We start from the raw sequence: 17,490 nt of genomic DNA on the forward strand, positions 1-17,490 counted from the left end.
TTTCTTCATATATAATAATAGATTTTTACATCTATCAATTAATCATTTGTCATATCAACAGGCTGACCTGTAGTTTCTAATACTGACCACCATAATGCACCATCAATATCAATTTTCTTTCTTGATGCTGTAGCTACAGGGATTGGAAGGTAAGTAAATTGGTTATGCCAACGACCAACCACGAAGTCAGTAATACCAGCCATTGCACCGTGAACTGCGTTTAATGCAAGATCATTACAGAATACAGAATCGGCAGGAATTGCTACTTCAGAACGGATGATATAAGAAGGGTCGATGTATTTTACAGTCGCTTCCATATCTTGTTCTTTCAAGTAGTTAGTGATCTCATCTTTCAAGAATACACCAATATCTTTATGCTTGATGTTACCTGATTTATCTTTCACTACTTCATTTTCATTATCCTCGAATAAATGCTGACCAGCACCCTCGGCTACTACTACGAGTGCATGATGTCTCTCTTCTACTCTTTTCTTCAAAGTATTCAAGAAACCTTTATCACCGTATAAGTCGAATTTAGATTCAGGAATCAATACAAAGTTTACATCTGGCATTGCCAATGCTGCATTTGCAGCAATAAAACCTGAGTCACGACCCATTAGTTTTACGATAGCTACACCATTGTAAGCACCAGTTGCTTCGTTATGTGCATCTCTTACTACTGCTGCTGCAGTTGAGAATGCTGTATCGAAACCGAAAGTTTTTGTCATGAAGTTTACATCGTTGTCGATCGTCTTAGGAATACCGGCAGTAACGATTTTAAGACCTCTTCTTTCAATTTCTTCGTGAATAACATGGTTACCTGAAAGTGTACCATCACCACCAATAGTAAATAAGATGTTGATGTTTTCTCTTTCTAAAGTATCCACCATCGCTGAGATATCTTGGCGACCTCTTGATGAACCTAAGATAGTACCACCAAATAAGTGAATGTCTTTTACAACGTTAGGAGTTAATTTTACCATTTCATGTCCGTAATCCGAAATGAAACCTTGGTAACCATATTGTACACCCCAAATATTTTTGACATTATATCTATAATATAAACCGTTGACTAAACCACGGATTACATTATTAATTCCTGGGCAAAGACCACCACAAGTTACAATTGCAGCTTTTGTCTTCGACGGATCAAAATATATTTTTTTTCTAGGTCCTGCTTTTAGGAAGGAGATAGGATCAGCATCGCTATTTCTTGCTTCTTCAAAAGCAGATAATGATGCATCATATATAATTCTTCTTGAATCCTCAATAAACTCTTTATGCGGAGCATCTTCTTTTTTGTACTCTTTATAAAGTGGTGAAGTAAGTGTAGCTTTTCCAAGCCTAGTAACCTCAAAGTCTTGTCTTGTCAAGTCGTTCATGAGATAATTTATTTTCTGATATCAATTTCTAAAACACGAATTACACTAATAAATTCCAAAAAAAGGATGACTAAAGTAACCCAATTTTATATACTTTATCCATTTTATGCAACCTTTATGATTTCTGTTGGTCTTTTGTCTGAATGGTTACTTTGAAACACACTATTCAATTAACTGAAGTAAAATAAATGTCGGGTATTAGTTATAACTCGATCACAAATCTACAATAATAAAATGAAATTAAAATTTATTCTATCATCGATCGTTACTTTTTTATTAGTAATCAATGCACTAAGCGCACAAACAGTCAGAGATTTAAAATCATTTGAATCTATTGGTATCTCTGGAGCTATTGATGTCACACTTATCGCAGGAAACAAAGACAAAGCAGAAATTGAGGTGTTTAGAAACACGAAAGTGGAAGATGTCATCACTGAGGTTTCTAATGGTAAATTGATTATTAAACCAAGAAAGGGTGTGAGAAATGTTAATGCAAAAGTAACATTAACTTATTCTTCCAACTTAAACAAAATCTCATTTTCTGGCTCAAGTGATGTTGTAGGTAAGAATCCAATCAAAGGAGATCAGTTGGTATTTTCAGGAAGTGGCTCAGGTAGCTTTAAAGGTGAAGTAAACTGTACTTCTTTAACTACCTCTTTAAGTGGATCAGGAAATATTGATGTAAATGGTAAGGCAGACAATTTCACTGTTAAAGTAAGCGGTTCTGCTGATGTGAATGCATTTGATCTTGTTTCTAAAACAGTTCAAATCTCAGTAAGCGGTTCTGGGGATGTAGACTGTTACGCTAATGAAGAAATTAACGCCACGGTTTCAGGATCGGGCGATATCAGATATAAAGGAACACCGACAAAAACTAAAATTAAAGTATCGGGTTCTGGAGATATTGAAAATGTTCAGTAAGAACACTTTTAATTTAACACGAAAGAGGTGGTCATTATTATGACTCACCTCTTTTTTATTTTCCTAAATTTAGAATAAAATCATTCAGCGATACATCAGAAGATAAATCCAAACGCTTTCTTAATCGCTTTCTAGCTACCTTCACACTATTTATTGATATACCCATTATAGAGGCAATATCTTTCGTACTCATGTTCAAGCGTATTAAATAGCATAACCTCAAATTACCATCGGTTAATCCTTTATTTAACTCTTGTAGTTCTTTTATAAAAGGTTGGTTCACCTCTGCAAATAATTGATTTAACACTTCCCACTCCTTCTCTAAATTTTCGGCATTTTTTATATCTCTTCGGATACTCTTTATTTTATTGATGGTAAATTCTTCTGGGTTTTGTTGCAGATGCAATAATTTCTCGTCGAGTTGTTCGATCAAAGAATTTAAATGAAGCAACCTTAAAGCATGAGTGGTTAACTCTTTTTCTCTCTTATCGAGTGTTTCTTTTATCAAATCTGCTTTTTGATTTTCAATATCAGACAGTAGTTGTTCCTCTGAAATCAAAACATTTAATCGTTCATTGATAATACCTTCCATCTTCATCTTATTTCGATCCATCTTCTTAATCGTCCATCGATAGACGAAAACACCCATAATCAGTAACAATAAAGTGCAAAACAACTTAAACTCTAGCCTTTCATAAAAGTAGGGCAATAGTTGAAGTTTAAAAGATTGTATTGCCCCCCATTCTTGATGAGGGTATCTTGCTCGAACTTGAAAAGTATACTCTCCGGGAGAAAAGTTAGAATACAATATAGATGAGTTGCTTTTTGTGGTTTGCCAATGATTATCAAATCCCAATAACCTTGTTTGATACTCTAGTTTATGATTTTGTCTAAAATCAACCGCCACATACTCAAAAGAGAAATTCCTCTCCTCAGGAGATAGGATTAGATGATTTTTATAGATTACTTTTTTAGTATTGAAAGGCACTTTTGATGAATGAACAATAATATTTTTAATAATAGGTCTCAAAGGTTTTACACTTGTATTCAACACCTTATTAGGATTAAAAATATTCACTCCATTCGTACCTCCAAAAGCTAAATACTTTCCACTTAATTTTGCTGATGCTCCAACATTAAATTGAGGTCCTTGCAACCCATCTGCAGCATTATAATTTAGAATAGTATTGGTTTTAGTATTATAAACAGTAATGCCTTTGTTGGTCGACAGCCATAGGTTATTCCCTTCGCTACTTTCAATACTATAAATAAACAGACTTGGTAAGGCAGTGTTAATTTCTTCAACTTCAAATAAATCTTCTTGTCTGTTTAGTCGCCACAATCCTTTTCCGAAAGTGCCTACCCAAAAATTCAATTTATCGTCCTCATAAATAGATAATATTGCATTATTGATATTCATATTATCCTCCTCTTTATTATTAAAATAAAGTCTTTTGAAATCGTCTGATTCCTTTCTATAACGATTCAATCCATGAAATGTCCCTATCCATATATCCCCTTTGATATCTTTAAATACTTTCCTGCAATCATTATTTGATAATGAATTTGGATTATCTACTTGATAATTATATCGGTTTAATTCTTTCGTATTGAGATTATATTTTAATATACCATTTGATGTGGCCATCCATAAATAAGTGGTATTATCGACCAAAATATCCCAAACCACTTCTTTTTCTATAGTATTACCTTGGTCATCAAACAGCTTTAATTTTTGGAAATTCTTTTTATCCCGACTAAAATACAAACCATCTTTATAGGTGCCTGCCCATAAAATACCATTCACTTCCTTTAGCGAAAGAATACTTTTAGAAGGCAAGAAGACCTTAGTGCTCATCATTTGTAAATCCACATGATGAAGTCCCCCTCCATCGGTACCTATCCATATTTTCTCATCATCGTTTAAGATACTGGTCACACTCCCATTTTTCAGTCCCAATTCATTTCCTTCACCTTCTGCTATGGTGTAAAATGGATCATTTAAATTGCATTGCAATAATCCATTACCAAAGCTTCCCAGCCAGACAATATTGTCATTCCCAACATAAATAGTATTGATAGTTTTAGAGGATATCTTTTTATTCAATATTTTTTGATGTTGCAATTCCTCTCCCTGTGTCAAGATCATCGCTCCATTACTTTCCGAACCTACCCAAATATTTCCTTTCTGATCTTTCGTAATTGTCTTAATAGAGTGACCAATATCTGCCAATCGTACTAACTGATGATCCTCATATCGATAAATTTCTCCTTGAGCTGTTCCTAAATAGAGTGAATGATCAAAAGCTTCTAACACTTTAATCTGTTTTCCATTTAAATCATCAAATTGATATTGTTGGATGGATTGATTCAATATTAAGTCATATAAACTCACCCCACTTTCCGTTGCCACAAAAAGTAGGTTGTCCATTTTTTCAATCGAATTAATTTGAGAAGTTTCCTTGGAAATTAATCGATATCCATTTTTACTTTCCCGAAAGACTCCTTGATTAGAGACGCCAACAATCTTATTCAAATCATCATCCCAAAGAATTTTGCAAACATCTTCTATAGTATTAAGGTTCGAAGTAATATGTTCCCGATAGAAATTATCTCTTTCGTAATCATAAAACTCCAAGGAGCCATTGGTGCCAATCCAAACTTTATTCATAAGTGGATCCAACTCCAAAGTTCGAATAGAGTTAAAAGTCAACTTTTTTTCAGAGTTGTCTTGAAACGACGTGATGCTATTGCCGTCGTACATATTTAATCCGTCTTCTGTGCCTACCCAAAGGATGTCGTATTTATCTTGAACTAAAGCCGTAACGTTGTTGTGAGATAATCCTTGCTTAGCTTTTAGTGCAGTTAGTTTGGTTGGTACAGTAGAATTATTTGTTGCATCGTATCCGAACGAGGTAGAACAGATTGTAATAAAATAATACAACGCTACCCTATTCATTAGACTGAAGGTATTCATTAAAGTTAGTTGTGTTGAGAAATCGCTTTTAACTGTGTTGTTACCCTAATATAAGTTTTTATTTCTAGAATACAATTATCGATTTCTTTATCAATGACTTATTTGAAACTTAAATAGCTGGTAAAATCTTTAATTAAAGTAGTAATAAGATAGAGACAGAACAAATGCCCTGCCTCTATCTAACTTTAATGAACTAAATTATTTTCGTCAATCGTTATTCTATCTTTTGATAATTCGCTTAATAAATTGCTGATTACCCACTTGTCCTTTCACTATATAAACTCCCGAAGGTAACTTCGATCCGTCCAACTTCAATTGATTGTTTCCTTCATCAATGACTTGTTGCATCTCTGAAATTAAACCTCCTTGAAGATTGAATAATTGTAGACTTAACTGACCTGATTCTTCTGTACTGAAACGAAGGGTAGTTAAATCATTAAATGGATTTGGATAAGTAGACACCTCAAGTAATTTTTCCTCTAAAGATTGATCAGCAATCAACTGTCTAGTTCCACTAGGAGCTAACACATCGTTCATCGCAACCAAAAGACTCTTTGATGCATCTTGAGTATCAAAAGTGAGCTCCCAGATAATTGTTCCTTGTAAACCATTATCTATTGAGTAAGCTACTTTAGCCGCTGCCCCTTTAGGTGTTTCGAAATAGATTTCTCTTCCGTCTAATCCAACATATCCGTTCAATCCGTTGGCATCGTTTGGATCATAAGAAGTATCCGCGTTTGGATATAAATCTAAGATTTCATCATAACCTATGAAGTAGAATCCATTCGCTCCCTGTCCTGTTTCTGCTTTGGTTCTTGACAAATCATATCCGTAGAAAGGTACACCAATCGCTAGCTTATTCTTATCTACACCATGACCAGATCCCTGCCAAGTAGACCATGTACCTGACCAATAACGAAGAGATGTTTCTACTGAATAGATCGGGTTAGCATCAGATGCTTTGGTATATTTACTGTTGTCTACATCGTAAAGAGAAGAGTGAGGTCCGATAGGTGAATCGTTCCATGATCCTGTGAAATCATAGGTCATCAACCCTAACCAATCCAAGTAAGCTACTAGATCTGCATCGTAGTTATTGCCATACCAAGGAGTCGCAAAAACAGCACTTGATAACATCATAGATGGACGTTTCGCTCTGATCATTTTCGCTAGTAAAGTAAGACCGTATGATGCAGGATGTGCACCTTGCTCTACTTCACCACCCCACTGATCAGTACCTCTAGTACGACCACCTTGCTCCGCTGTTCCTGAAATTGCGGGGTCAGCCCACCAGCATTCTAAATCCAAATCAATACCGTCTAAGTTGTACTTATCTACAAAGGCAATCAATTTATCTGCAGTAGCATCGATGACAGCTGGATTGTCTCTATACTGTTCCATTACATGCAAGAAACCGAAATCTTCCGCTCCACCTAAAGCGATGGATACTGTGGCACCTTGGCTGTGTGCTTTTGGTACGATGATCGGCAATAAAGAATCCAATACATGCAATGACTCATCGCTAAACTCTCCATTGGTGAAAGACGGAGAATTATATCCTGCTGGGTTATTTTGGTAGAAGGTTAAGAAAGCAACATTTACATGAGTTACTTTAGTGTAATCCAAATCGCCAGGACTTCCTTTCCAAGTAGGAACATAACCAATAATTCTTTGAGATCCCGATGGAGCTGGAGCAAATGGACCTGTCAGATTAATGGTACCGTCTGGGTTCACATCACTTACTGATGATTGAGTAAACTGTACCACTTTAGTAGCTGTGGTTACGTTTCCTTGTGCATCCGTTGCTGTGGCAGTAATTGTGTAGCTTCCGAAAGATGTTGGAGTAAATGTTGTTTTATTTCCATTTACAGAAGTTCCATCTACATTTAAAACTACATCAGAAACTACCCCATTTTCGTCTTGGGCATCGACTTCAATATCAATTGTTGTGAGTGAAGTATACGTATCTCCTGCTGGATGTAAGAAGGCAACCGTAGGGACAACATCACCTAAACCGCCATTACCACAAACTTCACCTGTATCTTCCCAAGGATCACCATTACCTGGCTCATCACCCTGAGTCCACCATTTCGCTCTATAGATTTTTCCATTATGCACCACCTGATTACCTCCAGTATAAACTGCCGTTGATTCCCAAACTGGATGAGGACAATCTACTACATCAGGTACCTCTGCTACAATAAGTGTTGCAGATTGTGAAGCTGTTAAACCATCATTATCGGTTACTGTTACCTCTACAACATAAGAACCGTAAGCGGTTACCTCATAAGTTCCTTCTGCTACTTCAGTACCGTTTACAGTATATACTGTTGAAGCAATTGTTCCATCCTCATCATTTGATGTTGATGATAAAGTGAAAGAATAAGGAAGCATTGTTTGCACTGTCTCTGTGCCTGGAGAGGTTAAGGTAACCGTTGGTGCAATTGGCTGTACTTCAGATAAAGTGATATTGACAGTAGTTGAACTCGTCAAACCTGTATCATCTGTAGCCGTTGCAACGATTTCATAATCGCCATAAGTTTCTGCACTATATGTTGCTTCTGAAACTACAGTACCGTTTACAGTAACTGCCACAGAAGCGACTGTTCCGTCTTCGTCTGCACTATTTGTAGATAGGTCAAAGACATATGGTAATGTATTTTGCATGATCGTTCCTGATGCCAAAGTAGCGAACGATACTGTTGGAGCAATTGGACCAACTTCACACGGTCCTAATGATTTCCACCAATGTTCTGCGGTTCCCGGAACTACATTATACAAGTTGTTTACTTGCGCCTCGTAAAGCACACCTTCATGACTTACGACATCACCTGAGTTGTAAATTGCAGGATAAGCAGCATATTCTGGAGCATCACAATTTCCAGTTCCTCCTCCTGTATCAACATCTTCTTCTATGGTAATCGTAGATGAAGCAGTTGCTGTTTCACCATCATTATCAGTTACTGTCACATTAATAGTAAACTGACCAAATGCTGATGGAGTCCATGAAGCCGGTGACGCTGTAAAAGATTGTCCATCTACAGCAATAGCAATAGATTCAATCGTTCCATCTGTATCTTGAGCATCAACAATAATTTCTATAGCTTCCAAAGTAGCTACTGTTAAAGTAGATGCATCCACCGGAGATGTAATAGTAACCGTTGGTGCTTGATTAGAAACGTTTGTGTCGTTAATTACGATCGATGCAGTTTTAGTAGTCGCCTTTCCAAGATCGTCTGTTGCTTTTACAACAATGGCTTGCTCTCCGAATGAGGAAGGAGTGAAAGTTACTTCATAGGTGTCGGCATTAACTGTTGGAGTAACCGCACTCCCATTAACAGTTACTTCTACTGAAGCTACAGCAACGTCGTCTGTTGCGGTGAATGTGAATGTAACATCCTCTAAAGTTGGAGTATCAATAGTTGCCGGAGCAGTAATTGTTACTACAGGTGCAGGGTTGATTGGACCTGATCCTTCTGCAAAAACTTTATTTACAACATGAGCCAATTCAGGTACTGTTGTCGGACATAATGGATAAGTACCCACTTTTCCATTTTCTGTACCTACATTCCAATCAGTAAATACCTGCCAGATAATTACACCTCCGATATCATTATCATTTATATATTCCGATTTTAGAGTAATTGATTGTTCGTCATCATAAGAAGTGAAATAATTATTTCCTCCTGCTGATTTCGTTAAGTAAGGAACTTTCGCATTATCGTCCCAATGCTTTGTCCAACCTCCAGAAGCAATTGCCTCTTTGATTTGGAAATAGTAAGGAGAACCTTCCGTTGCTCCCCAGTTATTTAAATCTGCAGCAGAAGATACTGGACCGTCCACAGAGAAAGTCACGTCTTTTTTGATGGTTGGAGCGTTAACACCTGCAGGTCCATCTGTTACCACACCACGACCATAAAAGGCCATACCCATACATATTTTCTGAGAATTGATTCCTAAAGAATCACTCATGTAAGAGAACGTTGTATGCCATGAGAAATCTCCCCACTCTTCTCCTGGGTAAGGATATAAAGGCGAGTTATGGCCTGCAATACTTGACCATCCACCATGAAAATCATACGACATCATGTTGTAATAATCCATGACCTTGTCTAACTCTGTCCATTCTAAGTTTTTCAATTTAGTTGGAGCTGCAGAGAAAGCTGCTGTAATCAAACGGTCTGGTCCGATGGCTGCTCTAATGTCTTGCATCAAAAGAGTGAAATTATGGTAATCGTCTTCCGTTCCCGTAAAATTCATCCCTGCAAATGGACCTGGGTATTCCCAATCGATATCAATTCCATCAAATCCATATTCTTCCACAAGAGTAACACAGTCTTGGATGAATCTTGCTTTCTTTACGGGATCTGCTGCCATTTCAGGAAAATGCTTACACATCGACCATCCACCGATAGATGCCATTACTTTCACACCATATTGATGTGCAATTTTAATCATACCCGGAGATGGATATTCTGTTAAAGGCCATTCGCCTTGCTCACCTGTTGCTGTTCTAATCCAGCCGTTGTAAGCTCCACTTGGTTTTGGTTCATAACCTAGTTCATAAAGAACGTCGTCCCATCCCCAAAATTCTTGAGGAAAACCTAAAACCATTGCTTGATCATGAGAAGAGTACTTGTCGGGATGAAGCATTTCTCCCGGTTGTTGGATAGTACCCTCTTGATAGATCTGTTTGTTTCTCAAATCTCCACTATGAAGAGAACCATCGACTGCCACTCCAAAAAAGGAGAAGTTTAAGATAGTGTACTGAGAATAGTCGATGTTGTAGTGGTTGAGAGAACCTTTTGGAATGTTGAAATCCTGACCTTTCCAAGCGTCCCAGTTAGGGACATAACCGATGACTTGTTTTCCGTGGTCTTTTGTCGCATAAGGAGCGCCCGAGTCAATCTGACCCATAGCTCCGCTAAATGGCATCATCGTCATGAGCCATGCAGAAAGTCCAATGAGGAACTTCTTGTAGATGTTGTTCATCTTTTTGATAGTTAGATTGTAAATAAAAGAATAGTAGCTGATTATAAGTTTGGATATTACTGAAGTTAAACTTGTTGCTACCTGATGACAAACCTATTTAGAATCTTCATCAAAATAAAAAGTGTACAACATACAATTAGAGATACAACATCAAATTGAGTAGATACAAAAAAGGGTACAAAAAGTATGTACCTTGGGGGTACACACCTTCCATACCACTATATTTTTCGGACATTTTGAGGATACAACCTCAAATGATTTTTTAATTTTTAGAGTTATTGATCACAAACTTTCTTCCTGCCCATGTTGTTCCCATCATGCCTACAAGTACCACAGAAATAGAACTTAAAGGCATCAATATCGCAGCAATTAATGGAGATAAATTTCCTTGAACTGCAAAACTTAACCCAATAATGTTATAAAAGAATGAGATGACGAATCCAACATACACCATTCGAACTGCAGCTTTAGAGAAACGAAGGTATTTGTTTAGGTCTTTCACTCTATTGGCAGCTAAAATACCATCACAAGCAGGGGAGAATTGATGAGCATCTTCCGCTACAGCAATACCCACATCAGATTGTTTCAAAGCACCTGCATCATTTAGACCATCACCAATCATCAATACTGTTTTTTTATTGGATTGATGGGATTGAATATCATCCATCTTATCTTTTGGCGATTGATCAAATTTCATTTCGGTATTTTCGGGAAAGATCTTTTGCAACCTTTCTCTCTCCGATGAGTTATCACCTGACAACAATGAAATACCATAGCCCTTCCCTACTAAATAATGTAATAGTTTATCAATGCCTTTTCTTAATGATTGTGCTAAGGTAAATCGACCAATCACTTCATCATTTATTTGAACATAGGAAACTGTTTGGAATGTTTTCTTACCAAACCCCTCAGCAGAAACAAAAGCTGCTTTACCCATTTTCATAGGTACACCCTCTACGATTCCCTCAATTCCGTTTCCTTCGACCTCTTTAAAATCAGTTACTGATAATTTTTGATCGAATGATTTCATATCGTCTGCAATTCTGCTTGACACCGGGTGAGTCGACTGAGAAGTCAGGGCATAAACCATAGCTTTTTGATGACCGGAAAGTGCATCCCCTTCAAAATTAATTCCTTGCTCTTTAGCCGAAGTAATCGTGCCTGTTTTATCAAATACTAAGTGATTAACACTGGCCATTTTTTCTACTGCACGAACATCTCTCACATAAAGACCGAAACGAGCCATTATTCTCATCGCATTACCTAATGCAAAAGGAGCATTTAAGGCCAATGCACATGGACAAGCAATAATCAACACCGCTGTAAAGGTATTCACCGCATGAGTGGGTCCATCCACATTCCACCAATACACACCAGCAATAGATGCGACTAATAGAATAACTAAAGTGAACCACTTACTAATTACATTGGTCTTGGATTGTAAGAAATCCGCTGTATTTTCTTCCGTAAACGTTTGTTCGTTCCAAAGTCTCGTTAAATACGACTGTGATACTTCTTTAGTTACTTCTACTTGAATGACACCTGCAGTCTGCTTCCCTCCTGCATATAATAAATCACCCGATTTCTTTCCCACAGGTTTAGATTCACCCGTCACGAAACTGTAATCTATTTGTGCATCTCCTCTTTTTAAGATGGCATCAGCGGGTATTAATTCGCCGTTTCTGATTTCCAACGTATCGTTGATCTCCAGCTTACTTAATGGAATATTTTCTTTCTCTCCTTTAACAATTCTAGTGACTGCTATAGGAAAATATGATTTATAATCACGTTCAAAGGAGATATTATCAAATGTCTTTTGTTGGAACCACTTACCAATTAAAAGTAGGAAGATCAAGGCGCCTAAAGAATCTAAGTAACCTGCTCCTGTTTCCATCAAAATTTCAAAAGCACTTCTTAAGAATAAGGCAAAAATACCTAGTGAGATAGGGACATCAATATTTACCCCTTTGTGTTTGATAGCTTGCCAAGCGGATGTCAGATAATCCTTGGCCCCATAGAAAAATACAGGCAAACTTAGAATCAGATTAAGGTAACCGAATAGATCAATAAAATCCTTATCCTCTACGGTAATTCCTAAATACTCTGGGAAACTAAGCATCATGATATTACCAAAGCAAAAACCAACTACACCTAACTTAATGTAAAATGATTTCTCCTGACTCCTTCTTTGTTTCTCTTTTTTGTTCTTTTCAAGGTCATCTAGGTTGATTAATGGTTCATAACCTAAATTAATCAACATCTCTACTAAAGATCTTAAGGTGATTTTATCTTCTTCAAAAGTGATATAGATTTCACGCTTCAAGAAATTGACCTTAGATTCTAATACGCCTCCGTGTAATTCAGGCAGTTTTTCCAAGAGCCAAATACATGATGAACAGTGTATTTGAGGAAGATAGAAAGACAGTTTTGCGATGTTTCCATCTGTAAAATCAATCAGTTTACTGCGGATAACATCATCGTCTAGGTAAGCTAATTTTTCTTTTTGAGAGCGTCCTTTTTGTTGTACTCCAGGTTGATTATTTAATCGATAATAATCGGATAGATTGTTCTCTTGTAATAAGTCATATACCATATGACAACCATTACAACAAAACTTCTTTCCTTCATCATTTGTTATGATTTCATCGACACAGTCTTCCCCGCAGTGGTAACAAGTTTCTTTATGATTATTTGAGTGCATTCAGTTCATATTCAAGTATGAATGGCAATTTACACCCTGAAATCATAAATAGTTATTGATAAATGTCAATGAAATAGAATAATTCACATTTTTTACATTACTTTTGGTCAACCAATTTTTATATGGACAAATAATTACATGAAACTACATTTAGGCAAAGGTTCTCAACAAATGCTTTTATCTGCTTTCGTCATAACGAGTATGCAGGTAATTGTGAAAGTTATTAATCACATTCCTCCTCAAGAAATCGTATTTTTTAGAGCACTGATTGCATTCGTTATCAGTTACGTAACGCTAAAAAGACAAAACGTAAATGTATGGGGTAACAACAAAGGATGGTTACTAACTCGTGGTTTTGTAGGTACTTTAGGTATGGTATTACTTTTTGCAAGTTATCAAAACCTTCCATTAGCCACAGCAGTGGTCTTACAAAATCTAGCTCCTCTTTTTACTGCAGTATTAGCAGTGCTCTTCTTAAACAAAACGTTAAAACCTATTCAATACCTATTCTTCATTTTATCTATTGTAGGTGTTGTGGTCATTAAAGGTTTCGACCCAGATGTTGATATGTTCTACCTTGTTGTTTCTGTACTAGGTGCACTTGCAGCTGCAGGAGCTTATACAGCGATAGGTAAATTAAAAGGCAAAGAACATCCGGTGGTCATCATATTTTACTTCCCATTCATCGCCGTTCCTTTAACGGGAGTTTGGTGCTATTTTACTGAATGGACCACTCCTGCGGGTTGGGATTGGGTGGCCTTATTAGCGATTGGTATCTTATCACAAATTAGTCAGATCCTTTTAACTAAAGCATATCAATCTGATGATGATACAGCAACAGTTGCTAGTATGAACTACAGTAGTGTAATTTATGGTGTTGCCTATGGTATCTTATTATTTGGCGAATTCTTCTCATGGCAAGTACTTATGGGAATGCTATTAGTGGTTGCTGGTTCTATTTTGAATTTGATTTATACGAATAGAAAGGCGGTTACGGAGACGAAAGCGTAGATTATTAGGTAGCAGGTAGCAGGTAGCAGGTAGCAGGTAGCAAAATTGACACTCGTTTTTAATTAGGAATTAGGAGATAGGAATTAGGAGTTTCTAATCTAACGCTCGGTTTTAAGTAATAACTAATAGGGAATAAGTAGAGTTTTTTTTAAAGTGGAGTATCAAAGGCCCATTGATTTATTGCTGGAGATGATTATAAAGTAAGAGGTAAAAGGTAAGGTGATAAAATAAATGCTTTAATATACACCTCTACAATTATTACGAGGTGGTGCAACCCCTCGTAAATAAGATAAAGTATCTAAAACATTGATATTCATTTCGAATAAGGAATATCATTCACCTCTCTTACACAAGGAGGGGTGCAACCCCTCTGAATATGCCAGAGACGAAACATAATATAACCTCTCCTCTACAAGGGTATATAAAACACAAAAAAGGTCGAAGACTTAAATCTTCGACCTTTTTTAATTTATAAAACTATAGTGTTTTATTCTTCTTCTTTTGATGAATTCAATTTCACTCCTCTTCTCAAATAAGCTGGAACATCTCTAAGATCTTTCAGTTCTTCACTTGAGATATCTTTCATCGAGTCAATTTTCTTATAACTAGATAATCGACCTTCAAATGGAGTTTCTAATGCTTCTTCGTTTTCTGATTTTTTAATTTCAGGAGTAGGAGCATCGTAATCATCCTCTAAAGAATAAACTGTTTTTGTTCTTTCTTCTTGAACTTCACTTGTTTGGGGAGCCGCCGAAATTTCTTCCTCAGCTTTCACTTCAGGAGAATCTTCAACAACTTGAGGTGCTTCAACCTCTACTTTTACTGGTTCAGGCTTAGTTACATTAGGTGTATTTATTTTTCTACCTAAGCCAGACTCCCCTTTGTTAAAAAAATCACCCTTAGGTAACTCGTTATCAGTTTCGAAACCTGTCGCAATAACAGTAACGCTGATAGCATCACCTAAAGACTCATCTTTTGCAACACCGAAGATTACTTCAGCTTCTTCACCTGCTCTGTCTTGGATGTAAGTTGTTACTTGCTCCAATTCAGCCATGTCAAGATCGTCATAATCGCTTACTACTAATGATAATAAGATGTATTTAGCATTAGTAATATCAGTGTTATTCAATAATGGAGAGGCGATTGCTTGTTCAGTTGCTCTAATTGCACGGTCTTCGCCCGATTCAATTGATGAGCCCATAACAGCTGTACCTGCTTCTCTCATTACAGTATTAACGTCTTCGAAATCGACGTTGATATATGCATCAACAGTAATGATTTCTGCAATTGATTTTGCAGCTCTTGCTAAAACATTATCTGCTTGAGAGAATGCTTCACGCATAGATGAACGACCGTAAACTTCTTTCAGTTTCTCGTTCAAAATAACCAATACTGTATCACAGTGTTCTTTTAATTCTTCGATACCTGTTAAGGCACGTCTTTCTTTAGGTTTTCCTTCAAACCTGAAAGGCATTGTAACAATACCAACAGTTAGAATACCTAAACTACGAGCAATCTCAGCAATTACCGGAGCAGCACCAGTACCTGTACCACCACCCATACCGGCTGTGATAAATACCATTTTAGTACCATTCGATAAAAATTGCTTGATTTCATCCTTAGTTTCTAATGCAGACTCTCTTCCGATTTCAGGTTTTGCACCTGCACCGAGGCCGTCAGTTAACTCAAGGCCTAATTGTACTTTATTAGGAACAGGACTAGATTCTAAAGCCTGCTTATCAGTATTAGCGATAAAGAAATCCACATCGTGAATTCCAAGTTCGTACATGTGTCGGACAGCATTACCGCCTCCTCCACCAACACCAACCACTTTGATAATTTTGTTAGCAGCAGGGTTGCTAGACATATCAAACTCGTAGCTCGTTTCAGTCATAGACTCAAAAAATTTATTCTTAAAGACCTTACAAAAGGTCGTAAATTCTATTACAAATAATTACTGCTAAATTAATAGCAATAATCGAAAGATTATACTATTCTTAGAACAATCTCTAAAAAATTACAATTCCTTGATATGAAATTACATAATTTTAGTACTTAGTCCTAAGAGTATTGAAAAAATCCAATTTAATCTTTATAATCTTCATCATCATCGTAGTCATCGATCAACAAATCTTTCGCTTTTTGTAAAAAGTCAGAAAAAATGTTCTTTCCACGAGGGCTTGTTGGTTCGACTACTTTTGATTTATCTTGAGAGATTCTCTTCTTTTCTTCTTGTTGAATTGGCTGTTGATAAATGCTTCTTGGACGGTTTTTATCTCTTTCATCAATAGATTTAAAACCAGCCAAAGCCAATCCTAATGCTGTAGCAAACTTTGGATCTTTTACTCTATCAGAACCATGAGATTTACCAAGGAATTCGATAGGATATCCAATACGAGTATCCAATCCAATTTTATATTCAAATAGATGTTGAAGATTTCTTAGTTTGGCTCCTCCACCAGTTAATACTAAACCTCCAGCTAATTTGTCCATATAACCAGAATCTTTCAATTCGGCAGAAATAAGATCAATAATTTCTTCCATTCTCGCTTCGATGATGTAAGCAAGATTTTTAATTGATACCTCTTTTGGTGTCCTATTATTGATTCCAGGAATTTCTACTACATCAGAATCTTTTGTATTGGCAGCCATAGACTGTCCAAATTTCACTTTTAATAATTCTGCTTGGTTTTGCATTACTGCACAACCTTGTTTGATATCAGAAGTGATGATATCTCCTCCAAATGGAATTACCGCTGTGTGTCTGATAATACCATCATAGAATATTGCAATATCAGTTGTTCCTCCTCCAATATCGATAATTGCAACACCTGCTTCTTTTTCCTCCTCAGAAAGTACGGCCATACTTGATGCTAGAGGTTCCAACATCATTTGATCGTTTTCTAAGTTACTTCTCTCAATACATTTTGTAATATTTCGAATAGAATTGCTGTTTGCAGTAACAATATGGAAATCTGCTTCCAATTTTACTCCAGCCATTCCTACAGGATCTTTTATCTTTTCCTCGCTATCTACAGTATAATGTAAAGGAAGAACATGAATAATTTCTGTACCAGGTTCTGTAATCACACGGTACATATCATTCGTTAATCTTTCCACATCTGTTACAGATATTTCATCTTCCTGATGAGGAAGAGTAATACTACCATGTTGTCTAAAACTTTTGATATGCTTACCTGCCACACCGACATTCACAACATTTATTTCAATATTGGAATCATTCTCTGCATCTGTAATTGCCTGATCTATCGCTTCAGTAGTTTTAGCAATATTACTAACCGTTCCATCACGAACTCCTTCAGAAGCTGCATGACCAAGGCCTAATATCTCCAACTGATTATGTTCGTTCATTCTACCAACTACGGCACACACCTTAGTCGTTCCTATATCTAGCCCTACTATAATCTTTTCTTCCATATTCAAAGTGTATTTTGACAAGTAACGTTGCGGGTTTAATCTATATTTTGGAGGAGTTACTCATTAAA

At 36.6% G+C, this 17,490-nt stretch carries 8 protein-coding genes; 2 read left to right on the plus strand and 6 right to left on the minus strand.

The features are described from left to right. Window positions 1-38 precede the first annotated feature (38 nt). Entirely contained in the window at window positions 39-1,382 is a 1,344-nt protein-coding gene (locus KMW28_RS16090) for an ATP-dependent 6-phosphofructokinase (RefSeq protein ID WP_169662713.1), read from the minus strand. 234 nt (window positions 1,383-1,616) lie between these two features. Between KMW28_RS16090 and KMW28_RS16095 the strand changes: the two genes are divergently transcribed. Next, window positions 1,617-2,303: a head GIN domain-containing protein gene (locus KMW28_RS16095; protein ID WP_169662714.1), complete on the plus strand. Its 687-nt coding sequence runs from the start codon at window positions 1,617-1,619 to the stop codon at window positions 2,301-2,303. A gap of 55 nt (window positions 2,304-2,358) precedes the next feature. Here the strand turns inward: KMW28_RS16095 and KMW28_RS16100 are convergent, their stop codons facing one another. From KMW28_RS16100 to KMW28_RS16110, 3 genes are all read right to left on the minus strand, one after another. Beyond that, window positions 2,359-5,280: a two-component regulator propeller domain-containing protein gene (locus KMW28_RS16100; RefSeq protein ID WP_169662715.1), complete on the minus strand. Its 2,922-nt coding sequence runs from the start codon at window positions 5,278-5,280 to the stop codon at window positions 2,359-2,361. Between the two features lie 219 nt (window positions 5,281-5,499). Further along, window positions 5,500-10,272, minus strand: a complete 4,773-nt coding sequence (locus tag KMW28_RS16105) for a glycosyl hydrolase family 18 protein (RefSeq protein WP_169662716.1) — start codon at window positions 10,270-10,272, stop codon at window positions 5,500-5,502. 262 nt (window positions 10,273-10,534) lie between these two features. Next, complete coding sequence (locus KMW28_RS16110) at window positions 10,535-12,973, minus strand: heavy metal translocating P-type ATPase (protein ID WP_169662717.1); 2,439 nt, start codon at window positions 12,971-12,973, stop codon at window positions 10,535-10,537. A gap of 138 nt (window positions 12,974-13,111) precedes the next feature. On the opposite strand from KMW28_RS16110, the gene KMW28_RS16115 reads away from it, so the two are divergent. Then, entirely contained in the window at window positions 13,112-13,984 is an 873-nt protein-coding gene (locus KMW28_RS16115) for a DMT family transporter (protein WP_084005706.1), read from the plus strand. A 487-nt stretch (window positions 13,985-14,471) separates the two neighbouring features. Here KMW28_RS16115 and ftsZ read toward each other — a convergent pair whose 3' ends face one another. Then, window positions 14,472-15,878 (minus strand): cell division protein FtsZ, encoded by a 1,407-nt coding sequence (ftsZ, locus tag KMW28_RS16120; RefSeq protein ID WP_066204575.1) that lies wholly within the window; start codon window positions 15,876-15,878, stop codon window positions 14,472-14,474. A gap of 191 nt (window positions 15,879-16,069) precedes the next feature. Next, window positions 16,070-17,422, minus strand: a complete 1,353-nt coding sequence (ftsA, locus tag KMW28_RS16125) for a cell division protein FtsA (protein WP_066204573.1) — start codon at window positions 17,420-17,422, stop codon at window positions 16,070-16,072. Between the last annotated feature and the right edge of the window lie 68 nt (window positions 17,423-17,490).

Origin of the sequence: Flammeovirga yaeyamensis (genome assembly GCF_018736045.1) — a bacterium.
In the GTDB taxonomy this organism is placed as follows: Bacteria; Bacteroidota; Bacteroidia; order Cytophagales; family Flammeovirgaceae; genus Flammeovirga; species Flammeovirga yaeyamensis.

What these genes read in the sequence shown, in the direction of transcription:
- ftsZ (WP_066204575.1), bottom strand. Translation starts at nt 15,878, where the DNA reads ATGACTGAAACGAGCTACGAGTTTGATATGTCTAGCAACCCTGCTGCT.
- ftsA (WP_066204573.1), bottom strand. Translation starts at nt 17,422, where the DNA reads ATGGAAGAAAAGATTATAGTAGGGCTAGATATAGGAACGACTAAGGTG.
- KMW28_RS16100 (WP_169662715.1), bottom strand. Translation starts at nt 5,280, where the DNA reads ATGAATACCTTCAGTCTAATGAATAGGGTAGCGTTGTATTATTTTATT.
- KMW28_RS16105 (WP_169662716.1), bottom strand. Translation starts at nt 10,272, where the DNA reads ATGAACAACATCTACAAGAAGTTCCTCATTGGACTTTCTGCATGGCTC.
- KMW28_RS16090 (WP_169662713.1), bottom strand. Translation starts at nt 1,382, where the DNA reads ATGAACGACTTGACAAGACAAGACTTTGAGGTTACTAGGCTTGGAAAA.
- KMW28_RS16115 (WP_084005706.1), top strand. Translation starts at nt 13,112, where the DNA reads ATGAAACTACATTTAGGCAAAGGTTCTCAACAAATGCTTTTATCTGCT.
- KMW28_RS16095 (WP_169662714.1), top strand. Translation starts at nt 1,617, where the DNA reads ATGAAATTAAAATTTATTCTATCATCGATCGTTACTTTTTTATTAGTA.
- KMW28_RS16110 (WP_169662717.1), bottom strand. Translation starts at nt 12,973, where the DNA reads ATGCACTCAAATAATCATAAAGAAACTTGTTACCACTGCGGGGAAGAC.